The 23,692-nt window shown below is 71.9% G+C and carries 20 protein-coding genes and 1 pseudogene; 16 read left to right on the forward strand and 5 right to left on the reverse strand.

The features are described 5' to 3' along the window. From xseA to ACIRO3_RS03020, 3 genes are all read left to right on the forward strand, one after another. The gene (xseA, locus tag ACIRO3_RS03010; protein ID WP_404131792.1) at window positions 1-1,290 is read left to right on the forward strand and encodes an exodeoxyribonuclease VII large subunit; all 1,290 of its coding nucleotides are present in this window, start codon (window positions 1-3) and stop codon (window positions 1,288-1,290) included. 66 nt (window positions 1,291-1,356) lie between these two features. Beyond that, window positions 1,357-1,596, forward strand: coding sequence for an exodeoxyribonuclease VII small subunit (locus ACIRO3_RS03015; protein WP_404131794.1), 240 nt, complete (start codon window positions 1,357-1,359; stop codon window positions 1,594-1,596). A 128-nt stretch (window positions 1,597-1,724) separates the two neighbouring features. Continuing rightward, a complete protein-coding gene (locus tag ACIRO3_RS03020) occupies window positions 1,725-2,315 on the forward strand; it encodes a malonic semialdehyde reductase (RefSeq protein WP_361772027.1) in 591 nt (196 codons plus the stop codon). A gap of 135 nt (window positions 2,316-2,450) precedes the next feature. On the opposite strand, the gene ACIRO3_RS03025 is transcribed toward ACIRO3_RS03020, so the two are convergent. Beyond that, window positions 2,451-2,969 (reverse strand): DUF4245 domain-containing protein, encoded by a 519-nt coding sequence (locus ACIRO3_RS03025; protein ID WP_361772154.1) that lies wholly within the window; start codon window positions 2,967-2,969, stop codon window positions 2,451-2,453. 224 nt (window positions 2,970-3,193) lie between these two features. Between ACIRO3_RS03025 and glpX the strand changes: the two genes are divergently transcribed. Then, window positions 3,194-4,225: a class II fructose-bisphosphatase gene (gene glpX, locus ACIRO3_RS03030; protein WP_361772026.1), complete on the forward strand. Its 1,032-nt coding sequence runs from the start codon at window positions 3,194-3,196 to the stop codon at window positions 4,223-4,225. A gap of 115 nt (window positions 4,226-4,340) precedes the next feature. Here glpX and ACIRO3_RS03035 read toward each other — a convergent pair whose 3' ends face one another. Together ACIRO3_RS03035 and ACIRO3_RS03040 are read right to left on the reverse strand one after the other, a co-directional pair. Next, window positions 4,341-4,739, reverse strand: a complete 399-nt coding sequence (locus tag ACIRO3_RS03035; protein WP_404131797.1) for a WhiB family transcriptional regulator — start codon at window positions 4,737-4,739, stop codon at window positions 4,341-4,343. A 195-nt stretch (window positions 4,740-4,934) separates the two neighbouring features. Then, window positions 4,935-5,603: a DUF1707 domain-containing protein gene (locus ACIRO3_RS03040; protein WP_404131799.1), complete on the reverse strand. Its 669-nt coding sequence runs from the start codon at window positions 5,601-5,603 to the stop codon at window positions 4,935-4,937. A 161-nt stretch (window positions 5,604-5,764) separates the two neighbouring features. Here ACIRO3_RS03040 and ACIRO3_RS03045 point away from each other — a divergent pair, with 161 nt between their 5' ends. The 3 genes from ACIRO3_RS03045 to ACIRO3_RS03055 all read left to right on the forward strand — a co-directional run bounded on the left by ACIRO3_RS03045 (window position 5,765) and on the right by ACIRO3_RS03055 (window position 9,071). Further along, window positions 5,765-7,429, forward strand: a complete 1,665-nt coding sequence (locus ACIRO3_RS03045) for a fumarate hydratase (RefSeq protein ID WP_361772023.1) — start codon at window positions 5,765-5,767, stop codon at window positions 7,427-7,429. Window positions 7,430-7,623: 194 nt separating this feature from the next. Then, window positions 7,624-8,226 (forward strand): hypothetical protein, encoded by a 603-nt coding sequence (locus ACIRO3_RS03050; protein WP_404131801.1) that lies wholly within the window; start codon window positions 7,624-7,626, stop codon window positions 8,224-8,226. 74 nt (window positions 8,227-8,300) lie between these two features. After that, window positions 8,301-9,071, forward strand: coding sequence for a glycerophosphodiester phosphodiesterase (locus ACIRO3_RS03055; RefSeq protein WP_361772021.1), 771 nt, complete (start codon window positions 8,301-8,303; stop codon window positions 9,069-9,071). 85 nt (window positions 9,072-9,156) lie between these two features. Here ACIRO3_RS03055 and ACIRO3_RS03060 read toward each other — a convergent pair whose 3' ends face one another. Continuing rightward, entirely contained in the window at window positions 9,157-10,656 is a 1,500-nt protein-coding gene (locus ACIRO3_RS03060) for a ricin-type beta-trefoil lectin domain protein (protein ID WP_404131803.1), read from the reverse strand. A gap of 131 nt (window positions 10,657-10,787) precedes the next feature. On the opposite strand from ACIRO3_RS03060, the gene ACIRO3_RS03065 reads away from it, so the two are divergent. The 4 genes and pseudogenes from ACIRO3_RS03065 to ACIRO3_RS03080 form a co-directional block, all read left to right on the forward strand. Then, window positions 10,788-12,203: a class II fumarate hydratase gene (locus tag ACIRO3_RS03065; RefSeq protein WP_404131805.1), complete on the forward strand. Its 1,416-nt coding sequence runs from the start codon at window positions 10,788-10,790 to the stop codon at window positions 12,201-12,203. A 133-nt stretch (window positions 12,204-12,336) separates the two neighbouring features. Then, complete coding sequence (locus ACIRO3_RS03070; RefSeq protein WP_404132336.1) at window positions 12,337-13,026, forward strand: DUF402 domain-containing protein; 690 nt, start codon at window positions 12,337-12,339, stop codon at window positions 13,024-13,026. A gap of 252 nt (window positions 13,027-13,278) precedes the next feature. Continuing rightward, the gene (locus ACIRO3_RS03075; RefSeq protein WP_404131807.1) at window positions 13,279-15,537 is read left to right on the forward strand and encodes a SpoIIE family protein phosphatase; all 2,259 of its coding nucleotides are present in this window, start codon (window positions 13,279-13,281) and stop codon (window positions 15,535-15,537) included. Window positions 15,538-15,550: 13 nt separating this feature from the next. Next, window positions 15,551-16,000 (forward strand): annotated as a pseudogene (locus ACIRO3_RS03080) (catalase-related domain-containing protein); the annotation flags it as partial. 87 nt (window positions 16,001-16,087) lie between these two features. Here the strand turns inward: ACIRO3_RS03080 and ACIRO3_RS03085 are convergent. After that, a complete protein-coding gene (locus ACIRO3_RS03085; RefSeq protein WP_404131809.1) occupies window positions 16,088-18,385 on the reverse strand; it encodes a transglycosylase domain-containing protein in 2,298 nt (765 codons plus the stop codon). A gap of 243 nt (window positions 18,386-18,628) precedes the next feature. Between ACIRO3_RS03085 and ACIRO3_RS03090 the strand changes: the two genes are divergently transcribed. The 5 genes from ACIRO3_RS03090 to ACIRO3_RS03110 all read left to right on the forward strand — a co-directional run bounded on the left by ACIRO3_RS03090 (window position 18,629) and on the right by ACIRO3_RS03110 (window position 23,673). Then, a complete protein-coding gene (locus ACIRO3_RS03090; protein WP_404131811.1) occupies window positions 18,629-19,585 on the forward strand; it encodes an SPFH domain-containing protein in 957 nt (318 codons plus the stop codon). A gap of 140 nt (window positions 19,586-19,725) precedes the next feature. Next, entirely contained in the window at window positions 19,726-20,019 is a 294-nt protein-coding gene (locus ACIRO3_RS03095) for a hypothetical protein (protein WP_404132339.1), read from the forward strand. A 113-nt stretch (window positions 20,020-20,132) separates the two neighbouring features. Beyond that, the gene (locus ACIRO3_RS03100) at window positions 20,133-20,657 is read left to right on the forward strand and encodes a PadR family transcriptional regulator (protein WP_361772014.1); all 525 of its coding nucleotides are present in this window, start codon (window positions 20,133-20,135) and stop codon (window positions 20,655-20,657) included. Further along, window positions 20,654-21,340, forward strand: coding sequence for an ABC transporter ATP-binding protein (locus ACIRO3_RS03105; protein WP_404131813.1), 687 nt, complete (start codon window positions 20,654-20,656; stop codon window positions 21,338-21,340). Before ACIRO3_RS03100 ends, ACIRO3_RS03105 begins: the two co-directional genes overlap by 4 nt. Next, window positions 21,337-23,673 carry an ABC transporter permease gene (locus ACIRO3_RS03110; RefSeq protein ID WP_404131815.1) on the forward strand — a complete coding sequence of 779 codons (2,337 nt, stop codon included), beginning with the start codon at window positions 21,337-21,339 and terminating at the stop codon, window positions 23,671-23,673. Before ACIRO3_RS03105 ends, ACIRO3_RS03110 begins: the two co-directional genes overlap by 4 nt. Window positions 23,674-23,692 lie beyond the last annotated feature (19 nt).

A 23,692-nucleotide genomic window follows, 5' to 3' on the forward strand; every position in this document is an offset into this window, starting at 1 on the left:
ATGGGTCTGAATACGTCGGCTGACGCGCCGCTGCCGGTCGGTCGGGTGTCCCGACTCATCGGGGGCTGGATCGACAAGCTCGGTCAGGTGTGGGTGGAGGGGCAGATCACCCAGTTGTCCCGGCGGCCGGGGGCGGGGGTGGTCTTCCTGACGCTGCGCGACCCGTCGCACGACATCTCGCTCAGCGTGACCTGCTTCCGCCAGGTGTACGACGAGGTCGCGGACGCGGTGACGGAGGGCGCGCGGGTCGTCGTCCTGGCCAAGCCGGAGTGGTACGCCCCGCGCGGGCAGTTGTCGCTGCGGGCCACGGAGATACGGCCCGTCGGCATCGGGGAGTTGCTGGCCCGGCTGGAGAAGCTCAAGCGGTCGCTGGCCGCCGAGGGCCTGTTCGCGTCGGACCGCAAGAAGTCGTTGCCGTTCCTGCCGCAGTTGATCGGGCTGGTGGTGGGGCGGGCGTCGGCGGCCGAGCGGGACGTGTTGGAGAACGCCCGTCGGCGCTGGCCGGCGGTCCGCTTCGAGGTGCGCAACGTGGCCGTGCAGGGGGTACACGCGGTGCCCCAGGTGATCGAGGCGGTCAAGGAGCTCGACGCGCTGCCCGAGGTCGACGTGATCATCGTGGCGCGTGGCGGCGGCAGCGTGGAGGACCTGCTGCCCTTCTCCGACGAGGAGGTCGTGCGGACGGTCGCGGCGGCCCGTACCCCGGTGGTCTCGGCGATCGGGCACGAGCCGGACTCCCCGCTGCTGGACCTGGTCGCGGACCTGCGGGCGTCCACGCCCACGGACGCGGCGAAGAAGGTGGTCCCGGACGTCGGGGAGGAGCTGGAGCGCGTGCGCCAGCTCCAGGCGCGCGCTCTGCGCGCGGTGCGCGGGCTGCTCGACCGGGAGGAGCGGGGGCTCGCCCACGCCCTGGCCCGGCCGGTGTTCGTGCATCCGCAGCGGATGGTGGAGACCCGGGAGGCGGAGGTGGAGGCCCTGCTGGCGCGTGGTCGGCGGACGCTGGGGCACCTGCTGGACCGGGCGGATTCCGAACTGGCGCACACCCGGGCCCGGGTGGTGGCGCTGTCGCCGGCGGCGACCTTGGAGCGCGGGTACGCGGTGCTCCAGCGCGCCGACGGGCACGTGGTGCGGTCGCCGGGGGACGTGGCGCCGGAAGAGGTGCTGCGGGCGCGGGTGGCCGCGGGCGAGTTCCACGTACGGGTCGACGCGCAGGCGGCGCCCGGGGGCGCGCCCGAAGGCCCGTCCGAGGTCGTGTCCGGGGCCGGGGCCGCGGGCGCCCGCGACGCCGGATGAGTGCGGAGCAGGGCGACACGCTCCGGCAACAAATTCGTTGTACTACACATATAAGGTGGCACGGGAATGGCTGAAACCGATACGGCGCCGGGGTACGAGCAGGCACGCGACGAGCTGATCGAGGTCGTCCGCAAGCTGGAGGCGGGAGGCACCTCGCTGGAGGACTCCCTGGCGCTCTGGGAGCGCGGCGAGGAGCTGGCGACGGTGTGCCGGCGCTGGCTGGAGGGGGCCCGGGCCCGGCTGGACTCGGCCCTGGCGGCTCGGGACGGGGCGGACGGGGACGCGAAGGACCGCCCCGGCGAGTGATCGCCGGGGGGCCGATCGCCGCGGGAGTGATCCCGGTCACCCCCGGAGGGATTTAGTTGAAAGTTCACATACCTCGGACCTACAGTGATGACATCGCGCCACACCTCCGTACAGAAGAAGGCTTTTCGATGTCTCTCGTTCTCGACGCCGCCGCTCAGGACCTGCTGTTCCGCGAGGCCCGCACCGCCAACTCGTTCGCCGACGAGCCGGTGACCGAGGAGCAGGTCCAGGCGATCTACGACCTCGTGAAGTACGGCCCCACCGCGTTCAACCAGACCCCGCTGCGCATCACCCTCGTCCGCTCCCCCGAGGCCCGCGAGCGCCTCGTGAAGCACATGGCCGAGGGCAACCAGGCCAAGACCGCCGCCGCCCCGCTGGTCGCGATCCTGTCGGCGGACAACGAGTTCCACGAGGAGCTCCCGCAGCTCTTCCCGCACTTCCCGCAGGCCAAGGACGCGTTCTTCTCCGAGCGCCCGGTCCGCGAGCAGTCCGCCCTGGTCAACGCCTCGCTGCAGGCCGGCTACTTCATCCTCGGCGTCCGCGCCGCCGGCCTGGCCGCGGGCCCGATGACCGGCCTGGACTTCGCCGGTGTCCAGAAGGAGTTCCTGGACGCCGACCACACCCCGCTGATGGTGGTCAACATCGGCAAGCCGGGCGAGCCCGCCGCTTTCGGCCGTTCCCCCCGCCTGGAGTTCGACCAGGTCATCACCACCGTCTGAACCGTCCGAGTCGAGACCCGGTCGCCGCGACACGCGCGCACCGCGTCGTGACATGACGAGAGGCCGCCCACACCCCGGGATCCCGGGGCGGGCGGCCTCTCGTCATGTCACGGTCGACGCGGGCTCGGCCCGGTGTCAGCCGCCCTGCTTGAACTCCAGGGCCGACACCATCGCGGCGAGCCCGTCGGGGGTGGCCGTGCCGGTCACCACGGTGACGTACCCCTGTTCCTGGCGGACGAGGGCGTCGTACTTCTCGCCGTCCCACAGTTCCCAGGACTGGTCGCCGATCTGCCGGGTCTCCCCCGTGGCCTTCGCCTGCTGCGTCAGCTTGGCGAGGCGCTTGGCCGAGGCGTCGGTGCTCTGCTCGACGGCCACGTACTGCTCCCGCGGGTCCAGGAAGCCCAGGTGCCAGGCGTTGCCGTCCATCCGGTCGAAGGTGACCGAGGTCGCGCGCCACTGCGCGGGGAGCCCCACGGGCGCGGCGACCGGGTACGGCGCCGCCCGGCGGGCCGTGGCCGTCTCCACGCGGTAGTCGACCACCCGCGTCGGATCGGCCTTCTCGTCGTGGGGGATGAACATGTATATCCCCGCGACGACGACACCGATCACCGCCAGCGATCGGACCATGTCCCAAATCGTCTGCTTGCCCTTCATACCTGCCACGGCTCCATGGTCCCCCATCGCCCGGGGCGATCACCCCCGGGGTGGGCGTCGTGGCACCCGCCCGGCGGCCCCGTTGTCGCAAGGTGTCCGCTCAGGCCAAACGGCTGATCGATATTCCGCTCATTCGTGACCCGCTCTGCTCAATATGTCGACGTACCGATAGAGTTCCAGCACCCTCACATCCCGGCCGTCGCCGTACAGAAAGGTGCGCTCCGATGACCGAGCACAACCTGCCGCCCCAGCTCGAAGTCTCTCCCGAAGCCCCCGACCGCAACCTCGCCCTGGAGCTCGTCCGGGTGACCGAGGCCGCCGCCATGGCCGCGGGCCGGTGGGTCGGCCGCGGTGACAAGCTCGGCGCGGACGGCGCCGCGGTCAACGCGATGCGGACCCTGATCTCCACCGTGTCGATGAACGGCGTCGTCGTCATCGGCGAGGGGGAGAAGGACGAAGCCCCCATGCTCTTCAACGGCGAGCGGGTCGGCGACGGCACCGGCGCCGAGGTCGACATCGCCGTCGACCCGATCGACGGCACCACCCTGAACGCCAAGGGCATGCCGAACGCCATCGCCGTCCTGGCCGCCGCCGACCGCGGCACCATGTTCGACCCGTCGGCCGTCTTCTACATGGAGAAGCTGGTCACGGGCCCGGAAGCCGCCGACTTCGTCGACATCAACGCCCCCGCCTCGGTGAACATCCGCCGTGTCGCCAAGGCCAAGCACATGGCCGTCGAAGACGTCACCGTGGTCATCCTCGACCGCCCCCGACACGAGGGCATCGTCAAGGAGATCCGCGAGACCGGCGCGCGGATCAAGTTCATCTCGGACGGCGACGTCGCGGGCTCGGTCATGGCGGTGCGCGAGGGTACCGGCGTGGACCTGCTCCTGGGCATCGGCGGCACCCCCGAGGGCATCATCTCGGCCTGCGCCATAAAGTGCCTCGGCGGAACCATCCAGGGCAAGCTGTGGCCCAAGGACGAGGCGGAGCGCCAGAAGGCCCTGGACGCCGGCCACGACCTGGACCGGGTCCTGCACACGAACGACCTGGTGTCCGGCGAGAACGTCTTCTTCGTCGCCACCGGCATCACGGACGGCGAGCTGCTGCGCGGCGTCCACTACCGCTCGGAGACCGCGACCACGTCCTCGCTGGTCATGCGGTCCAAGTCGGGGACGATCCGTCAGATCGACTCCACCCACCGGCTGTCGAAGCTGCGCGCGTACAGCGCGATCGACTTCGACCGCGCCCAGTAGGGGCGCTCCGGCCGGCGCATCGGCACGACGAGAGGGGCGGGTCCCGTGTGCGGCGGGCCCGCCCCTCTCGCGTCCGTGCCGGTTCGCCCCGTACGAGCTCTCGCGCTCCCGGGGCTCAGCCCGCGGCGGCGATCGTGCCGGTGCCGGTGCCGGGGCGCAGTTCGGCGGCCCGCCGGCGCCGGCGGGCCAACACGACGCGCCGCTCGGCCGCGGTGAGCCCGCCCCAGACCCCGTAGGGCTCGGGCTGGAGCAGCGCGTGCTCCCGACAGGCGACCATCACGGGGCAGCGCGCACAGACCCGCTTGGCGGCCTCCTCGCGGGCCAGGCGGGCCGCGGTGGGCTCCTTGGAGGGCGCGAAGAACAGCCCCGCCTCATCCCTGCGGCACACCGCCTCCGCGTGCCAGGGGCCGTCCTCTTCCCTTGTCGGCACCCGCGGCCTCGGCACGGCGGTCGGACGCGCCTGAAGACTCTTGACGGCGGCTACCTGCAGGGACTGATGCGGCGGATGCGGCACGGTCTACTCCTGACGACGTATACGCGAGCGAGAGACGATGCACCTGTCCCTACCCGCTGTACGCGCCCCTATGCACTGCGTGCCGCGCGTCGGCCGCTCCGGCGAAGTTCGACCGAAACGCGCCCCCCGCACCACGCGCACGCCGGTGGGAGACCACCGGCGGTCCGGTCGGACGCCGCCGGGGCGGCGCCCGTGTCAGCGCTCCAGCCGCTTGCGCATCCGGTCCGCGAGGTCGACCAGACGGGCGCCGAGCTTGGGCCTGGCCTCGATGTTGGCCAGCAGCGCGAAGCCCCGGACGATCACCACCGGGGCCTGGGGGTCGCTCTCCCCGCGGCTGCGGCCGTGCACCTCGAAGTTGCCGAGGACCCCGCTGCCGTAGCCACGCAGCGTGACGTTCTCCGGCACCAGGACCTCGACGTTGCCGAGCACGGCGGTGACGTTGATCTCGGTGACCTGCTGCTCGAAGACGGCCTCGGTCAGGTCGATGGTGATGTCGCCGAAGACGGAGACGGCGCGGGTGTGCGCGCCGGGACGCCAACGCCCCCGGCGGGAGGAGCTGCTGAACACGGCGACGACCGTCTCGACCGGCCCGGACGCCGGCGCGGCGACGGAGGCGGCGCCCGCGGGCGCGGAGCCGGCGGCCGCGGGTAGGTCCCTCACGAGCACGTCCAGTTCGCCGACCGTCTTGGCGGCGTAGAGGGTGTCCAGACGGTCGGAGTGCTCCTCGGCGGTCAACCGGCCCTCGGCCACGGCATCCGCGAGGATCTGCGCGATCCGGTCCCGGTCGGCGTCGGAGGCGCGCAGCTCGGCGGCCGGGGCGGCAGCGGATGCGGCGGGGGCGGCGGTGTGCTTTTCCAGGTCCACGCGGACCAGCATAGCGAGACACGATAGATCGCGATACTCCCCGTCACCCGTCCAGTGAGCCCTACCTCACAAGCACGGCCGCGGACGGAGGTCCTACGCTGGTAAGCCGCGCTGCCAATTGGTCGCCAGCGCCGTCTGCCGAGTGAGGAATGACTGCCGTCATGCCAGAGTTTGCGTACACCGACCTGCTGCCCCTGGGCGAGGACACCACCCCCTACCGGCTGGTGACCTCGGAGGGCGTCTCGACCTTCGAGGCCGACGGCCGTACGTTCCTCAAGGTCGAGCCGGAGGCGCTGCGCAAGCTCGCCGAAGAGGCGATCCACGACATCCAGCACTACCTGCGCCCCGCGCACCTCGCGCAGCTGCGCCGCATCATCGAGGACCCCGAGGCCTCGGCGAACGACAAGTTCGTGGCGCTGGACCTGCTGAAGAACGCGAACATCGCGGCGGCCGGCGTCCTGCCGATGTGCCAGGACACGGGCACGGCGATCGTCATGGGCAAGCGCGGCCAGAACGTGCTCACCGAGGGCGGTGACGAGGCGGCCCTGTCGCGCGGCATCTACGACGCCTACACCCGCCTGAACCTGCGCTACTCGCAGATGGCCCCCCTCACCATGTGGGAGGAGAAGAACACCGGCTCGAACCTGCCCGCGCAGATCGAGCTGTACGCGACCGACGGCGGCGCGTACAAGTTCCTCTTCATGGCCAAGGGCGGCGGCAGCGCCAACAAGTCCTTCCTCTACCAGGAGACGAAGGCGGTCCTCAACGAGGCCTCCATGATGAAGTTCCTGGAGGAGAAGATCCGCTCGCTCGGCACGGCGGCCTGCCCGCCCTACCACCTGGCGATCGTGGTCGGCGGCACGTCCGCGGAGCACGCGCTCAAGACGGCCAAGTACGCCTCCGCGCACTACCTGGACGAGCTGCCGCGCGAGGGTTCCCCGCTGGGCCACGGCTTCCGCGACGAGGCCCTGGAACAGCAGGTCTTCGAGCTGACCCAGAGGATCGGCATCGGCGCGCAGTTCGGCGGCAAGTACTTCTGCCACGACGTGCGCGTGGTGCGCCTGCCGCGCCACGGCGCCTCCCTGCCCGTCGCCATCGCCGTGTCCTGCTCGGCCGACCGCCAGGCCACCGCGAAGATCACCGCCGAGGGCGTCTTCCTGGAGCAGTTGGAGACCGACCCGGCGCGCTTCCTGCCCGAGACCACGGACGAGCACCTCGACGAGGCGGCGGACGTGGTCTCCATCGACCTGAACCGGCCGATGGACGAGATCCTCGCGACGCTGACCAGGCACCCGGTCAAGACCCGCCTGTCCCTGACCGGACCGCTGGTCGTGGCGCGCGACATCGCGCACGCCAAGATCAAGGAGCTGCTGGACACCGGCGCGGAGATGCCGCAGTACCTGAAGGACCACCCGGTCTACTACGCGGGCCCCGCGAAGACCCCCGAGGGCTACGCCTCCGGCTCCTTCGGCCCGACCACGGCCGGTCGCATGGACTCCTACGTCGAGCAGTTCCAGGCGGCGGGCGGCTCCAAGGTCATGCTGGCCAAGGGCAACCGCTCGCAGCAGGTGACGGACGCCTGCGGCACGCACGGCGGCTTCTACCTGGGTTCGATCGGCGGCCCGGCGGCGCGGCTGGCCCAGGACTGCATCAAGAAGGTCGAGGTCCTGGAGTACGAGGAGCTCGGCATGGAGGCGGTCTGGCGGATCGAGGTCGAGGACTTCCCGGCGTTCATCGTCGTCGACGACAAGGGAAACGACTTCTTCCAAAACCCGGCTCCGGAACCGACGTTCACCCACATCCCCGTCCGCGGTCCGGGTCTGTGACCTCCCGGTCCCGAGGGGCCGACCTGACGCGCACCGGTTCCTGACGCGCCCCGGTCCGTGACCTCGCGAGGGCTCCTCTGCCGATCGGCACAGGGGCCCTCGCGCGTGTCCGCCGATCGCCGGATGGAGTCCTGGGGGCCGGGCGACGAGGCTCCACCCGTACCCGAAAAGCCCTCGGAACACGGGAGTCCACGATGGAGAACCGCCTACGCGCCCTTGTCGTCGCCGGATCGGCCACCGCGCTGCTCGCCGCCGTCGCCGCGGCGGCCCCGGGGCCGGCCGCCGCCCCCGCGGCCCGGCCCGCCGCCGTCCGCGGGGCGGCCGCGGTGCTGTACGCGTACGCCCCCGACGACGACATCCGCTTCACGGTCGACGCGAAGGCGGCGCCCTTCAGTCGGCCGCTGAACCTGCCCGGCGCCGAGAGGGGCCTGCCCACGGACGCCCGCGGCACGGTGACCGTCCATCACCACTCCCCCGCGACGCAGACCACCGGCACCTCCGAGGCCGAGGTGGACTGCCTCGTCACCGGGGGCAGGACGGCCACGCTCACCGCGGTGGTGAAGACCTCGACCGTCGGGTGGGAGGGGCGGCGGATCGGCCTCGCCGTGCAGGAGGGCGAGCGCGGCGCCCCGGACCGGCTCGGCTTCTCGTGGGACTTCTTCAACCTCGACGTCAGGCCGGACGGGTCGGCCCCCGAGGCGACCGTGGGCCTGTGCATGGCCCCGGCCCCCTTCACCACGGTCGTTCGGGGCGGGTTCGACGTCACTCCCGCGCCGCTGCCGCCGATCAAGCCCTGAGCCGGCGCGTCCGGTTAACGTCGGGGTGACAGGGACGCACCACTCCGTTCACCCCGGTTCGCAAGGATCTCCGCATGACCGCGACACCCTCGCCGCCCCCGCACCGCGCCGTCCGCGTGATCGCCCACCGGGGGGCCTCCCACGAGCACCCCGAGCACACCCTGGCCGCCTACCGGCAGGCCGTCGAGGACGGGGCGGACGCGCTCGAATGCGATGTCCGGCTCACGGCCGACCACCGGCTGGTCTGTGTGCACGACCGGCGCGTCGAGCGGACCTCCGACGGGCGCGGGGTGGTCTCCGCGATGACGTACGGGGAACTGACCGCCCTCGACTTCGGGGCGTGGAAGGGGGCCGGGCACGCCGGCGCCCGGGTGCTGCTCTTCGAGGACCTGCTCCGGGAGGCCCTGGCGGCGCCGCGGCCGGTCGGGCTCGCGATCGAGACGAAGCATCCGTCGCGCGCGGGCGGCCGGCTGGAGGCCGAGCTGGTGCGGATGCTGCGGGAGTACGGGCTGGCCGACGGGTCCGCCGGGCGCGTCGAGGTGATGAGCTTCTCCCGCACCGCGCTGACCCGGCTGCACCGGCTGGCCCCGGGGCTGCCCGCCGTGTACCTGATGGAACGCCGGCTGCGGCCGGTGCGGCCGCCGTACGCGACCCACGCGGGCCCGGGCATCGAGCTGGTCCGCCGGACTCCGGGGTTGGTGGGGCGGTTGAAGGCCAAGGGGCTGTCGGTACGGGTGTGGACCGTGGACGAGCCGGAGGACGTGGAGCTGTGCGTGCGGCTCGGCGTGGACACGATCATCACGAACCGGCCCCGGGACGTGCGCAAGCTGCTGCGGGACATGTGACACACCCGGCCGGGGTGCGCCGGCCGGGCGTGGGGGGTGAGTGGTGCGGGCGGGCGGGTCGTGCGGGGCGGGTGGTGCGGGGCGGTTACGCGAAGCGCTGGTTCGCCGAGCCGTCGCAGGTCCGCAGGCGCAGTTGCTCGTGGGCGGCGGCCACGGTCAGGCACATGCCGGGCGCGGCCGCGGGGCGCAGGGTGGCGCCGTCGCGGACGAACTGTTGGTTGGCGCCGCCGTGGCAGTTCCACAGGACCAGGCCGGTGCCGTTGCCGTAGTTGCCGCCGGGGGTGTCGAGGCAGCGGTCCTGGGTCACCTCGATGTGGACGGCCTTGCGGGCGCCGTCGTACCACCAGCCCTGGTTGCGGCCGCCGTGGCAGTCCCAGGCCACCACCTTGGTGTTGTTGGCGCTCGCGCCGCCGTGGGAGTCCAGGCAGTTGCCGGTGGCCTCGTTCCGCAGCGGCCTGTACAGGTCGTCCCAGGCCCCGGCCTGCAGGACCGGGGTGCCGGTGCTCGCGGGGTCGGCGCAGGAGGCCTCGCGCAGGCCCGAGGTGTAGAGCTGGGTCAGGCAGGAGGCGAAGGCGCCGTGGCCCCGGTAGTTGGGGTGGAAGGACTGTCGGGCGGTGTTCTCGTCCCACGGGAAGTGGTCGCCGAGGTCGAGGTAGAGGCCGCGGGCCCAGGCGTCCTCCATGCACACCTCGTGGCCGTGGAAGAGCCGGGAGTTGTCCAGGTAGGTGGCGCCGGAGGCGAGTGCGGCGGCGCGCATGCCCTTCTCGAAGGTGGGTACCGCGTGGTTGCGGCCCCAGGTGGCGTCGGAGTCGTAGCCGGCGCAGCCGCCGGGGAGTTTGCCGGGGAAGTTCGGGTTGTCGTTGAAGTCGGGGCCGATCGGGCTGGGGTAGCCCATGACGACGAGCTTGTAGTCGGTGTCGGCGTAGCCCGCGTCGCGCATGACCGTCTTCAGGTCGGCGACGGTGGACTCCACCTTGGGCTTCAGGCCGTCGACGCGCGCCTGCCAGCCGGGGCCGTACTTGGGTTCGCAGGTTCCCTGGACGAGCACCCAGCGGGTGACGCAGTCGGTCATGACGGGGCCGAACTGGAGGTCGTCGTTGGCGCCCGCGACCAGCAGCACCATCTTGATCTTCGTGTTGCGGGCCTTGATGGCGAGGTTGTCGCTCTGCACGAGTTCGTCGGCGTACTGCTTGCTGCCGCCGATCCTGATGTTGCCCGTGTAGCCGCCGGAGCAGGCGACGTTGAAGGTCAGGTCGGCGGGGATGCCGGTGCGGTGGATCGCCGAGTCCGGCGAGCGGTGGCACTGGTTGTTCGGGGTGTTGGTCGCCGGGTCGTAGGTGTCGACGCCCTCACCCGAGATCTCGCTGTCGCCGAGCGAGATCAGGCCGGTCTTGCGCTCCGCGAGCGGGCGGATGGCAGAGTCACCGTAGATCTTGGTCGCCTCGGCGGCCCGGATCGCCTCCAGTTCGGGCGAGAGGGGGGTGACGGCGGCGACGGGCGCCGCCTGGGCCATGGGGGTGACGGCGCCTACGCCGCCGAGGGCGGCCGCGATCGCGGCGACCGCGACGACGGTAGATCTGAGCATGGGTCTGGTGCGCGCACGTGCCATGAACGCCTCCCCGGCATTGGTGTTACCCCCGGTATTTACTGGCCGGTAGCCGACTTGGGAACAGTTCGAACAAGACAATTGCTCAACTTTTTGAGGAGGCCATGGAAATGACCGAAGATCAGCAGGCCGAAGAGGCACCCGGCGCGTTCCGGATCGAACACGACTCCATGGGCGAGGTACAGGTCCCCGCCCACGCGAAGTGGCGGGCCCAGACCCAGCGCGCCGTGGAGAACTTCCCCATCTCGGGACAGCGCCTGGAGCACGCCCACATCGCCGCACTGGCCCGGATCAAGGCCGCCGCCGCCGTGGTGAACGCCCGGCTCGGGGTCCTGGACGCGGACGTGGCCGAGGCCGTCCGGTCCGCCGCCGAGGAGGTCGCGGCGGGTCGGTGGGACGAGCACTTCCCGGTGGACGTCTTCCAGACCGGTTCCGGCACCTCGTCGAACATGAACGCAAACGAGGTGATCGCCACCCTGGCCGGCGAACGGCTCGGCCGGCCGGTCCACCCGAACGACCACGTCAACGCCTCGCAGAGCTCCAACGACGTGTTCCCGTCCTCCATCCACATCGCCGCGACCGCCGCCGTCATCGGCGAGCTGATCCCGGCCCTGGATCACCTCGCCGACGCGATGGAGCGCAAGTCCGCCGAGTTCGTCGCGGTGGTCAAGGCCGGCCGCACCCACCTGATGGACGCCACCCCGGTCACGCTGGGGCAGGAGTTCGGCGGATACGCGGTCCAGATCCGCTACGGCGTCGAGCGGTTGCGCGCCGCGCTGCCGCGACTGGCCGAACTCCCGCTGGGCGGAACGGCCGTGGGCACCGGCATCAACACGCCGCCCGGGTTCTCCGCCGCCGTGATCGCGGAGGTGGCCGAGGCGACCGGACTGCCGTTGACCGAGGCGCGGGACCACTTCGAGGCCCAGGGCGCCCGGGACGCACTGGTGGAGACCTCCGGAATGCTCCGCACGATCGCGGTCTCGCTCACCAAGATCTCCAACGATCTGCGCTGGATGGCCTCCGGACCGCGCACGGGATTGGCCGAAATCAATCTCCCGGATCTGCAACCGGGGTCCTCGATCATGCCCGGAAAGGTCAATCCGGTGATCCCGGAGGCCGTCCTCATGGTGGCCGCACAGGTGATGGGCAACGACACCGCGGTCGCCGTGGCGGGCGCCGCCGGCAATTTCGAGCTCAACGTGATGCTCCCGGTGATGGCCCGGAACCTGCTCGAATCGATCCGCCTGCTCGGCAACGCGAGCCGGCTGCTCGCCGATCGGACGGTGGACGGGATCACCGCCAACTCCGAGCGGGCCAGGGAGTACGCCGAATCCTCGCCCTCGGTGGTCACCCCCCTGAACCGCTACATCGGCTACGAGGAGGCGGCCAAGGTGGCGAAGCGGTCGCTGGCGGAACGGAAGACGATCAGGGAGGTCGTACTGGACGAGGGCTACGTCGAACGCGGCGCGCTGACCCTCGCCCAACTGGACGAGGCACTGGACGTCCTGCGGATGACCCGGCCCTGAAACCGCCCCCCGCCGGGGGCCGGATTCGGTCGTTTCCCGTCCCCGGGCACCTCCGTGACCTGCGTCGCGTCACGCGAACGGACCTCAGCCCTAAGATCTGCGCATGACAGGTATCGGAGGCCGCGGGGGCGGCATGGCGCGCGGCGGGACGCACGACGGGGTCCGGGGCTCGCACTGGGCGCCCGGCGAACAGATCCTCTGGCGCTACCGCGACCACGCCCCGGGCCCGCAGGGCCGGGTCCACATCTGTCGACCCGTGACGGTCGTGCGGGACACCGACGAGTTGCTGGCCGTGTGGATGGCCCCCGGCACCGAGTGCGTGAAGCCGGTGCTGGCCGACGGCACCCCGGTCCACGAGGAGCCCCTCGCCACCCGGTACACCGCGCCGCGCACCACCGCGCGGTCCCGCTGGTTCGGCAGCGGGGTGCTGAAGTTGGCCCGCCCCGGGGATCCGTGGTCGGTGTGGCTGTTCTGGGAGCGGGGCTGGCGCTTCAAGAACTGGTACGTGAACCTGGAGGAACCGCTGACCCGTTGGGCCGGCGGGGTGGACTCCGTGGACCACTTCCTCGACATCGCCGTGGCCCCGGACCGCAGCTGGAAGTGGCTGGACGAGGACGAGTTCGCCCAGGCGCGGCGGATCGGACTGATGGCGCCCGAGCGGGCCCGCGAGGTGGAGGCGGCGGGGCTCGCGGCCGTGGAGGTCATCAAGGAATGGGGGGCGCCGTTCTCCTCCGGCTGGGAGAAGTGGAGGCCGGATCCGGGCTGGAGGGTGCCGGTTCTGCCCGAGGACTGGGACCGCACCCCGGCGCATATGACCTCATGAGACCCTTGATGCGCCCCCGGGGTTCAACCGTAGGATCGTCCTCCGCCGGGTCGTCTGCGGCGCTGCCGCCAGGCTCTACATCCGTAATTGACGTGCCGTACACGGGACTTGACCGGAGATCAACGCTGGGCGAGAGGTAACGAGCGGGACGCGGAACCGCGGGGCGGTGGTGCCCCTGCCGCTGAGCGGGTATACCGCGACTGACCGATTGAGTGCAGCGCACATCGAGCGCAAACGGACGGAATTCCACGCGTGACGGAGTACCCCACCTCCCAGGAGGGCCCGCAGCCCGTCGCCTCCGGCGGAGGTACGGACGATGCCGGCCACGGCAAGGCCGCCGTCGCGGCCACCGAGGCCGTACGCACGCATGCGCAGGGTCCGGGCGCGGAGCGCGGTGCTCCCGCGACCGCCTCGGCCGGCGAACTTCCCCGGCCGCGCACCGCGGCCGCCTCCCCGGCGGACATACCGGCCGGCGGGGAGCCGGGTCAGGGCGGCGCCCGCGCCCGGGACGGCGAGGCCGCCCGCAACGCGGCCGCCGCCGCCTCGGCGCAGGACCGCGCTCCCGAGCCCCCGCGCGCCCGCGGCGGGGAGGACCGCACCACGCACGGCGCCCGGCCGGGCAGCCGGCCCGACGCCCTCGCCCCGACCGGGGTGGACGGCGCCGTGCCGGGCGACGGCGACGTCCAGGTGGACGGTGTCGGCGGCGGCGCGGGCCGGCACGGCGGCGGTCCGATCGCCGGCGCGGAGACCGGCACGGCCCGCAGGGAGGGCGACCGGCTGCGCTTCGTCGGCGCGGCCACCCGCCGGATCGCGCGGGGCATCGACCTCGACGAAATCGTGCTGGGCCTGTGCCGGGCGACCGTGCCGACGTTCTCGGACGCGATCCTCGTCTACCTCCGCGACCCGCTGCCGGTGGGCGACGAGCGCCCCGTCGGGCCGGTCGTCTTAAGGCTCCGGCGCACCGACCGGCTGCGGCCGCTCGACGATCTGACCGGGGGCGATCCCGCCGGGGCCGCGGGGGCCGCCGGCGAACTCGACTTCAGCCAGATGACCCTGGTCGGCCCGCAGGGCGACCTGCCGGCGGCCGAGTTGTGCGAGATCCGGCCCGGCGGGGCGCTCGCCGAGGTGCTGCGCGGCGTACGGCCCGTCTTCGGATCGGCCGCAGGAGCCAAGGACGCGCTCCCGGAGCTGCTGGGGGCCGACCATCCCGTCCCGCGCGGCCAACGGGCCATCCTGGCCCCGCTGCGGGGCCGCCGGCGCGTGATCGGCGCGGCGGTGTTCCTGCGTACCCCGGACCGGCCCGCCTTCGAGACGAACGACCTGCTGGTCGCGGCGCAACTGGCCACCCACACCGCGCTCGGCATCGACAAGGCGGTGCTGTACGGCCGTGAGGCCTACATCGCCGACGAGCTCCAGCGCACCATGCTCCCGGACAGCCTCCCCCAGCCCACCGGGGTCCGGCTGGCCTCCCGCTACCTGCCGGCGGCCGAGACGGCCCGGGTCGGCGGCGACTGGTACGACGCCATACCGCTGCCCGGCAGTCGGGTGGCGCTGGTCGTCGGCGACGTCATGGGCCATTCCATGACCTCCGCCGCGATCATGGGCCAGCTGCGCACCACGGCGCAGACCCTGGCACAACTGGACCTGCCGCCCGCCGAGGTGCTGCACCACCTGGACGAGCAGGCGCAACGGCTCGGCTCCGACCGGATGGCGACGTGCCTGTACGCGGTGTACGACCCCGTCTCGCACCGGATCACCATCGCCAACGCCGGTCACCCGCCGCCCGTGCTGCTCCACCTGGGCGGCCGTGCCGAGGTGCTCCGGGTCCCGCCGGGCGCCCCCATCGGCGTGGGCGGAGTGGACTTCGAGGCCGTGGAGTTGGACGCCCCGGCGGGGGCCACCCTGCTGCTGTACACCGACGGGCTGGTCGAGTCCCGGCTGCGCGACGTGTGGACGGGCATCGAGCAGCTCCGCGAGCGGCTGGCGACGACCGCGCAACTGACGGGCCTGGACCATCCGCCGCCGCTGGAGGCCCTCTGCGACGACGTCCTGGACATGCTCGGCCCGGGGGACCGGGACGACGACATCGCGCTGCTCGCGGCCCGGTTCGACGGGATCGCGCCGAGTGACGTCGCGTACTGGTTCCTGGACCCGGAGGAGACCGCTCCGGGCCGGGCCCGCCGGTTCGCCCGTCGAGCGCTGACCCGGTGGGGCCTGGAGGAGCTGAGCGATTCGCTGGAGCTGCTGGTCAGCGAGGTGGTCACCAATGCCGTGCGGTACGCCGAGCGGCCGGTGACCCTGCGTCTGCTGCGTACGGACGTGCTGCGCTGCGAGGTCGGCGACGACTCCCCGCAGCTGCCGCGCCAGCGCCGGGCCCGGGACACCGACGAGGGCGGCCGGGGTCTGTTCCTGGTCAACCGGATGGCCCGGCGCTGGGGTGCGACGCGGCTGAGCAGTGGAAAGGTGGTGTGGTTCGAGCTGTCGTTGCCGGGGGCGCACGATCGGCGTTGACGGGGCAGGGACTACGCACCCGGACACGCACCGCTGCCGGATCGGGGCGAACTACACGCGGCTCCCGCCGAACCGGTTCCGTTCGCTGGTCTCCTCGTACGCCAAGGACGGTGCGATGCGCTTCGAGGCGTCGTCGGCGGCGCGCCCGGACGCGCCGAACTCGTACGGCGGCCCGGCCGCGGACACGGCCTGCTTGGGCGAGCCCGCGGGGTGGGCGACGTCCGGCGAGATGGCCCGCGAGGCGTACACGCCGCGCGCCGAGGACGACGGCTGGGGCCGGCCCGGCACGATGGTCCGGGAGGTCTTCGACGACGTGGCGCGCGAACGCCTGGTCTCGAACGTCGCCGGGCACCTGTCGGACGGGGTCAGCCCCCCGGTCCTGGAGCGCGCCGTGCGGTACTGGCGCAACATCGACAAGGCGACCGGCGACCGGATCGCGGCGAAGGTCGGGACCGGCGGCTGAGGCCCCGCGCCCGATCCCGTACGACACAGGACCGCCCCGCGGCGTGCTCGCCGCGGGGCGGTCCTGTGTCGTGGGCGCCGCCGGTCCCTACTCCTGCGGGTCGGGAGCCGGGGGGAAGAGCGGGGACCTGGTCGGGTCCGGGCTCTTGGTCGGGTTCGACTTCGTCGGATCGGGGGTGTTCGACGGCTTCGTGCTGCTCTTCGTCGGATCCGGCTTGTGCGAGGGCGACGCCGGCTTCGAGGAGCTCGGGGTCCTGCTGGGGGTGGTGGCCGGGGCGCTGGACGACGGGCTCGGCGTGATGGACGGGGAGCTGGTGCGCGGCGGTGCCTCCACCGTGCCCATCTCGGCGTCCGGCAGGCTGAACTCGTCGGTGCTCTGGCCCTTGAGCGCGGCCAGTGTGTACGCGCGCCAGATCTCGGCCGGGAAGCTGGAGCCGCCCGCGCGCCCCTTGCCGGCGGTGCCGGTCAGGGTGACCTGCTTGTGGCTGCCGGGCTCCTCGCCGAACATCGCGACGACGGTGACGAGCTCCGGGGTGTACCCGGTGAACCAGGCGGCGACGTTGGACTCGGTGGTGCCGGTCTTGCCCGCCGCTTCGTAGGCGGAGCTCTTGACCACTTCGCCGGAGCCGTCGTTGACGACGCCGGTGAGCACCTTGGTGACGGTGTCGGCGGTCTTGCGGGTGAGGACCTGGCTGCCGATCGCGCCGGCCGGCTTGAAGTCGGAGTCCTTGTGCTCGGCCGACTTCACGATGGTCGGGGTGATCTTCTTGCCGTGGTTGCCGAGGGTGGCGTAGACGCCGGCCATCTCGACGGTGTTGGCGCTCATGGTGCCGAGCGACATGGCGGGCTTGTCCGCGGGCCAGCCGTCGCGGTCGACCATGCCGAGGGCGAGGGCCTGCTTCTTCACCTTCTCCGGCTTGGTGTCCACGATCATCTGGGCGTAGACGGAGTTCACGGAGGCGTTGGTGGCCTTCTGGACCGTGAGCAGCGGGTCGCCGTAGTTGCGCTCGTCCTGGTTCTGCGGGGCGAACGGGATGTCGCTGCCGACGACCGGGCGCTTGCTGGTGCCGTCGTAGAGGGCGTTGGGGGTGATCTCCTTGCCCTCCTGCGTCCGCGCGCCGGTCTCCAGGGCCGTGGCGAGCACGATCGGCTTGAAGGTCGAGCCGGGCTGGAAGTCGGTGCGCAGCGCGTTGCTCTCGTACTTGTCGGACAGGCCCGTGCCGCCGTACATCGCCACGATCGCGCCGGTCTTGGCGTCCACCGAGGTCGCGCCGGCCTGGACGCTCTGGTCCTGGGGGCGGCCCTTGGTGTCCTTACGGTCGAGCTTGGACTCCAGCTCGTCGTTGACCGCCTTCTCCATCGCGGCCTGCTTCTTCTTGTCGATGTTCAGCCGGAACGTCCAGCCGCCCGCCGCGATGGCGGCCTCGTCGATGCCCTGGCGGTCGAGTTCCTTCTTGGCCGCCTCGACGAAGTAGCCCTTCTGGCCGTCCATGCCCGGGGCGGGCTTGGGCTTGATGGGCTCCTGGAACTTCAGGGCCTTGCGCTTGGCCGGGTCCAGCTTGCCCATCTCGACCATGTTGTCGAGGACGGCGTTGAAGCGGATCATGACCAGCCGCTTGCCGTTCGGTCCGGCGGTCGCCCAGTCGTACTGGCTGGGGGCCTGGATGACGGCGGCGAGGTAGGCGCCCTGCTCCAGCGTCAGCTTGTCGGTGTCGACGCCGTAGTAGGCCTGTGCCGCGGCCTGGATGCCGTAGGCGTTGCGGCCGTAGAAGTTGGTGTTCAGGTAGCCGAGGAGGATCTCGTCCTTCTTCATGCGCTGGTCGACCTTCAGAGCGATGATCAGCTCTCGGGCCTTGCGCGTCGCCGACTGGTCCTGGGTGAGGTAGTAGTTCTTGACGTACTGCTGGGTGATCGTCGAACCGCCGGCCTTGCCCTTGCCGGTGACCGTGTTGAACAGGCCTCGGGCGACACCCATCACGTCGACGCCCTGGTCCTCGTAGAAGGACTTGTTCTCGATCGCGATGAAGGCCGTGCGCACCTGCTCCGGGATCTTGTCGATCCCGACCTTCTCGCGGTTCGTCTTGCCCGTGCGGGCCATGATCGAGCCGTCGGAGTACTCGTAGGTGTTGCTCTGGAGTTCGGCCTGCTCGTTGGCCTTGTCCGGCGGTTCCACCATGTAGTAGAGGACGACCAGGGCGCCCATCGTGAGCAGGATGAGCCCGAAGAAGAACCCGAGGATCTTCTTCCAGGTGAAGAAGCGGCGTATGCCGGAGGGTTTGCCCGCCGGCTTTCGGCCCGACTTGCCCGCGCGCCCGTTGGAGCGCCCGCTCGGTGCTTTCCGCGCTCCGCGCTGCTGCTGCGCCCGTCGCGCTTCTGCTCGGCCCATCGCTCCCGCTCCGCTCGATTACCCCCCCGACGTCAGCTCAGAAAACTAACACCGCAGGCTGTGACAAAGGTCGACTAACCCTGATCAATACCGGTCAATTCGGACGTGACAATCAGCACCCACGCCAATGGAACCGACGCACATAAGACCGCAAGGGTTGCGGTGTACGCAAAAAGTGATATCACTTTGCTAGGCGTTCTGATCGAACAGGTCCGGACACGGCATGACAAACGGGGGCAGAACATGAGCAGCACATCAGTGTCGCCCGACACCGGGAACACCACGGACACCACGCGTTCGACACCCGCATCCGCAAGCCCCACACGGGAGTTCGCGGCGCGCAGCGTCGGCGGCGGAGCGGCCCTGCTGCTGGGGCTGGCCGGAGCGCTCGCCGGGGCCGGCCTGATCGCGGGCGGCGCGATCGTCTCCGCGACGGCGGCCAAGGCCGTCCTGATCACGCTCGGCGTCCTGCTGATCCCCGCCTCGATCATCGCCATGTGCGGGCTCAACACGGTGGCTCCGGGCGAGGCCCGGGTCGTCCAGCTCTTCGGCCGCTACCGGGGCACCATCCGGACGGACGGGCTGCGCTGGGTCAACCCGCTGACCTCCCGCAGGAAGATCTCCACCCGGGTCCGCAACCACGAGACGGCCGTCCTGAAGGTCAACGACGCGTACGGCAACCCGATCGAGCTGGCGGCGGTCGTGGTGTGGCGGGTGGAGGACACCGCGCGCGCGGTCTTCGAGGTCGAGGACTTCACCGAGTTCGTCGAGACGCAGACCGAGGCCGCGGTCCGGCACATCGCGATCGAGTACCCCTACGACTCGCACGACGAGGGCGGACTGTCGCTGCGCGGCAACGCCGAGGAGATCACCGAGGAACTGGCGGTGGAACTGGCGACCCGGGTCGAGGCGGCGGGCGTGCACATCATCGAGTCCCGGTTCACGCATCTCGCGTACGCTCCGGAGATCGCCTCCGCAATGCTCCAGCGCCAGCAGGCGGGCGCCGTCGTGGCGGCCCGCAAGCAGATCGTCGAGGGCGCGGTGGGCATGGTGGAACTCGCCCTGACCCGCCTGGCCGAGGAGGACATCGTGGACCTGGATCCCGAACGCAAGGCCTCCATGGTCTCCAACCTGATGGTCGTCCTCTGCGGGGATCGCGCGGCGCAGCCCGTCATCAACACGGGCACCCTCTATCAGTGAGCCCCGTCCGCGGCACGCACCCCGACCCCGGCGCCGGACCCGGCGGGGACCCCGGCCGCCGACCCGGCACCCGGCCCGACGCACAGTCCGGCGCGGCGCAGTCCGGCGGACAGTCCGGCGCCGCGCAGTCCGGCGGCTCGGTGGCCGCAGGCTCCGGCTCCGGCTCCGGCTCCGACGGGGCGTCCGACGCCCCGTCCGCGCGGGGCCCCGAGCGCACGGCGCGGGCCGCGCGCCAGGCCCGCAAGCAGGTCCTGCTGCGGCTGGACCCGCAGGTGTACGACGCGCTCGCGCGCTGGGCCGGCGAGGAGCTGCGCAGCGCCAACGCGCAGATCGAGTTCCTGCTCCGACGGGCCCTGGCCGACTCCGGCCGGCTGCCGGGCGGGGCGGAGCCGATCCCGCGGCGCGGCCGACCCCGTACCTCCTCGGACTCCTGAAACCGAACGGGTCCCTGCGGGCGAACATCCTCTGACCAGCCGAAACACCGGTCCGGCAAGCTATGCACCGGGGGTATACACCGCGCGTATACCTCCGGTGTATAGTCGCGGCCATGTCCATCGGTCACACCCTTCTGGGTCTACTGGAAGCCGGCCCCCGGCACGGCTACGACCTCAAACGCGCCTTCGACGAGAAGTTCGGTCACGACCGTCCCCTCGCCTACGGGCAGGTCTACTCGACCATGTCCCGGCTGCTGAAGAACGGCCTCGTCGAGGTCGAGGGGATAGAGAGCGGCGGCGGTCCCGACCGCAAGCGGTACGCCATCACCGACGCGGGGATCACCGACGTCGAGACCTGGCTCGCGCAGCCCGAGAAGCCCGAGCCGTACCTCCAGTCCACCCTGTACACCAAGGTGGTACTGGCCCTGCTCACGGGCCGCGGCGCGCAGGAACTGCTGGACGCCCAACGCTCCGAGCACCTGCGCCTCATGCGCCTGCTGACCACCCGCAAGCGCAAGGGCGACCTCGCCGACCAACTCGTCTGCGACCACGCCCTCTTCCACCTCGAAGCGGACCTGCGGTGGCTCGAACTCACCGCCGCCCGACTCGACCAGCTCGGTCAGGAGATACGCCGATGACCCCGGCCGGCACCCTGCTGTGCGCCACGGACCTGCGCAAGACCTACGGGTCCGCCAAGGCCCTGGACGGCGCGGAGTTCTCGATCCACCCCGGCGAGGTCGTCGCCGTCATGGGACCCTCCGGCTCCGGCAAGTCGACGTTGCTGCACTGCCTCGCCGGCATCGTCGCGCCCGACTCCGGCACCGTCACCTACGCCGGCCGCGAGCTGTCCACGATGAACGACGCCGAGCGCAGCGCCCTGCGCCGCGCCGAGTTCGGCTTCGTCTTCCAGTTCGGGCAGCTCGTACCGGAGCTCACCTGCGTGGAGAACGTCGCCCTCCCGCTGCGCCTGGCCGGCGTCAAGCGCAAGGAGGCCGAGCGGACCGCCCTCGGGTGGATGGAGCGGCTCCAGGTCGACGACCTGGGGGCCAAGCGTCCCGGCGAGATCTCCGGCGGCCAGGGCCAGCGCGTGGCCGTGGCCCGCGCCCTGGTCACCCGACCCCGCGTCATCTTCGCCGACGAGCCGACCGGCGCCCTGGACTCCCTCAACGGCGAACTGGTCATGCAACTGCTCACCGAGGCCGCCCGCTCCGCCAACGCGGCGGTCGTCCTCGTCACGCACGAGACCCGGGTCGCCGCGTACTCCGACCGCGAGATCGTCGTCCGCGACGGCAGGTCCCGCGACATGGAGCGCCTGGTATGAACACGCTCCGCACCTGGTGCCGCGACCTGGCCATGGGCGTACGGTTCGCCCTCGGCGGCGGCCGCGAGGGCTGGACCCGGACCCTGCTCACGGGCGTGGGCGTGGGCCTGGGCGTCGCGCTGCTGCTGATCAGCACCGCCGTCCCCGGCGCGCTCACCGCCCGCGACGAGCGGGCCGACGCCCGGTCCACGACGACCGCGCCGTCGGCGGCCGCCCCCGGCCGGGACACCCTGCTGACCGCGGCCGCCCGGCAGACCTACCACGGGCTGGACATCGAAGGCAGCCTGCTCCGGGCCGAGGGCCCGGACGCGCCCGTCCCGCCGGGCCTGAAGAGGATCCCCGCCCCGGGCGAACTGGCCGTCTCCCCCGCGCTGGACAAGCTGATGAAGTCCGCCGACGGCGCCCTCCTCAGGGAGCGCCTGGACGGCCGGATCGGCGAGATCGTCGGTGACGCGGGCCTGACCGGGCCCGGTGAACTCCTCTTCTACCTGGGCAACGACCGGCTCCGGACCGACGGCGAGCACGGTTACCGCGTCGAGCGCGTCACCGGCTTCGCGAACGACACGGGCGGGCGGGCACTCGACCCCGTGCTGATGCTCATGGTCGTGCTCACCTTCGTCGCCCTGCTGACACCGGTCGCCGTCCTCATCGCCGCCGCCGTCCGCTTCGGCGGCGAGCGACGGGACCGCCGGCTCGCCGCGCTGCGCCTGGTCGGCGCCGACAGCCGAGCGGTGCGGCGGATCGCGGCCGGCGAGGCGCTCGCCGGATCCGTGCTCGGGCTGGGCTTCGGTGTCGGCTTCTTCCTGATCGGTCGCCGACTGGTCGGCAACCTCACCCTCCAACAGCGCAGCGTCTTCCCCGCGGACCTCGACCCGACGCCGTGGCTCGCCGGCCTCGTCGCCGTCGCGGTGCCGGCGGCGGCCGTCGCGGTGACCCTGTTCGCCCTGCGCGGCGTGGTGATCGAACCGCTCGGTGTCGTCCGTACGGCCAAGCCGGCCAAGCGGCGCGTCTGGTGGCGGCTGCTGCTGCCGCTCGGCGGACTCGGACTGCTCGCCCCGCTGACGGGACGCGGCTCCGAGCACGGGCGGTTCAACCAGTGGCAGGTCAGTGGCGGCGTGGTGCTGCTGCTGGTCGGGATCACGGCGCTGCTGCCCTGGGTACTGGAACGCGTCGTCGGCGGGACGCCCGGTGGGCCGGTCTCCTGGCAACTCGCGGTGCGCCGGCTCCAGATCGGCAGCGGGACGGCCGCCCGCCTCGTCAACGGCATCGCCGTGGCGGTCGCCGGGGCCATCGCCCTGCAGATGCTCTTCTCGGGCGTCGAGGGCGACTACCGCAAGGAGACCGGCCAGGACCCGACCCGGGCCGCCGTGTCGATCCTGCTGCCCAGTGGCAGCGAGCACCGGCTGGACGCCCTCGCCGCCGAGGTCGCCGGGACCGACGGCATCGCCCGCACCGTGCCTCTGGCCTCGTTCGACGCCGCGCACCGGGTCCCGGCGGACGACACCATCGCGGTGACCGTCGGCAGCTGCGAGGCGCTCCGGGAGGTCGCGGAGCTCGGCGCGTGCAAGGACGGCGACACCTTCGTGCTCGACGGTCCCGTCGCCGAGGGCTCCGCCAAGGCCGGCGACCAGCTCTTCGCCGGCAACGTCAACGGGTTCACCGGCGGCCCGTTCGACCACAAGGAGGCCGTCAAGTGGGCCCTCCCCGCCGACGCGCGCACCGTCCTCTCCCGTGAGGACCCCAACGGGAACCGGCGCACCGGCCTGTTGGCGACCCCGTCGGCGGCCCCCCGGGACCTGGGCTTCGACCAGTCCGCGCAGATCTTCCTCCAGTTGGACGACTCGGTGCCGGACGGGTTGGAGCGGGCCCGCACGGCCACCTTCAAAGCCGACCCGTTCGCCACGGCCATGACCCTGACCTCGACGGCCACCGTGGCCGGTTACAGCTCGATCCGCACCGGTCTCTTCTTCGGCGCGACGGGCGTCCTGATCCTGATCGGCGCGAGCATGCTCGTCTCCCAGCTGGAGCAGCTGCGCGAAAGGAGGAAGCTGCTGTCCTCCCTGGTGGCCTTCGGCACCAAGCGCTCCACGCTGAGCCTGTCGGTGCTCTGGCAGACGGCCCTGCCCATCGCGGTGGGCATGGCGCTGGCGATCGCGGTGGGCATCGGGCTGGGCTCGGTGCTGCTCCGGATGGCGGGCCGGAACGTCGGGATCGACTGGGGTCCGGTGCTGGGGATGGCGGGGGTGGGGGCGGGCGTGGTCGCCGTGGTGACCCTGCTGAGCCTGCCGCCGCTGCTGCGGATGATGCGCCCGGACGGCCTGCGCACGGAGTGACGGCCGCGAGCCGTCCCGC

This window comes from Streptomyces sp. NPDC102278, assembly GCF_044766345.1.
Classification (GTDB): Bacteria; Actinomycetota; Actinomycetes; order Streptomycetales; family Streptomycetaceae; genus Streptomyces.

What these genes read in the sequence shown, in the direction of transcription:
- ACIRO3_RS03105 (WP_404131813.1), top strand. Translation starts at nt 20,654, where the DNA reads ATGACCCCGGCCGGCACCCTGCTGTGCGCCACGGACCTGCGCAAGACC.
- ACIRO3_RS03110 (WP_404131815.1), top strand. Translation starts at nt 21,337, where the DNA reads ATGAACACGCTCCGCACCTGGTGCCGCGACCTGGCCATGGGCGTACGG.
- xseA (WP_404131792.1), top strand. Translation starts at nt 1, where the DNA reads ATGGGTCTGAATACGTCGGCTGACGCGCCGCTGCCGGTCGGTCGGGTG.
- ACIRO3_RS03085 (WP_404131809.1), bottom strand. Translation starts at nt 18,385, where the DNA reads ATGGGCCGAGCAGAAGCGCGACGGGCGCAGCAGCAGCGCGGAGCGCGG.
- ACIRO3_RS03050 (WP_404131801.1), top strand. Translation starts at nt 7,624, where the DNA reads ATGGAGAACCGCCTACGCGCCCTTGTCGTCGCCGGATCGGCCACCGCG.
- ACIRO3_RS03065 (WP_404131805.1), top strand. Translation starts at nt 10,788, where the DNA reads ATGACCGAAGATCAGCAGGCCGAAGAGGCACCCGGCGCGTTCCGGATC.
- ACIRO3_RS03070 (WP_404132336.1), top strand. Translation starts at nt 12,337, where the DNA reads ATGGCGCGCGGCGGGACGCACGACGGGGTCCGGGGCTCGCACTGGGCG.
- ACIRO3_RS03025 (WP_361772154.1), bottom strand. Translation starts at nt 2,969, where the DNA reads ATGAAGGGCAAGCAGACGATTTGGGACATGGTCCGATCGCTGGCGGTG.
- glpX (WP_361772026.1), top strand. Translation starts at nt 3,194, where the DNA reads ATGACCGAGCACAACCTGCCGCCCCAGCTCGAAGTCTCTCCCGAAGCC.
- ACIRO3_RS03045 (WP_361772023.1), top strand. Translation starts at nt 5,765, where the DNA reads ATGCCAGAGTTTGCGTACACCGACCTGCTGCCCCTGGGCGAGGACACC.
- ACIRO3_RS03100 (WP_361772014.1), top strand. Translation starts at nt 20,133, where the DNA reads ATGTCCATCGGTCACACCCTTCTGGGTCTACTGGAAGCCGGCCCCCGG.
- ACIRO3_RS03015 (WP_404131794.1), top strand. Translation starts at nt 1,357, where the DNA reads ATGGCTGAAACCGATACGGCGCCGGGGTACGAGCAGGCACGCGACGAG.
- ACIRO3_RS03020 (WP_361772027.1), top strand. Translation starts at nt 1,725, where the DNA reads ATGTCTCTCGTTCTCGACGCCGCCGCTCAGGACCTGCTGTTCCGCGAG.
- ACIRO3_RS03060 (WP_404131803.1), bottom strand. Translation starts at nt 10,656, where the DNA reads ATGCTCAGATCTACCGTCGTCGCGGTCGCCGCGATCGCGGCCGCCCTC.
- ACIRO3_RS03090 (WP_404131811.1), top strand. Translation starts at nt 18,629, where the DNA reads ATGAGCAGCACATCAGTGTCGCCCGACACCGGGAACACCACGGACACC.
- ACIRO3_RS03055 (WP_361772021.1), top strand. Translation starts at nt 8,301, where the DNA reads ATGACCGCGACACCCTCGCCGCCCCCGCACCGCGCCGTCCGCGTGATC.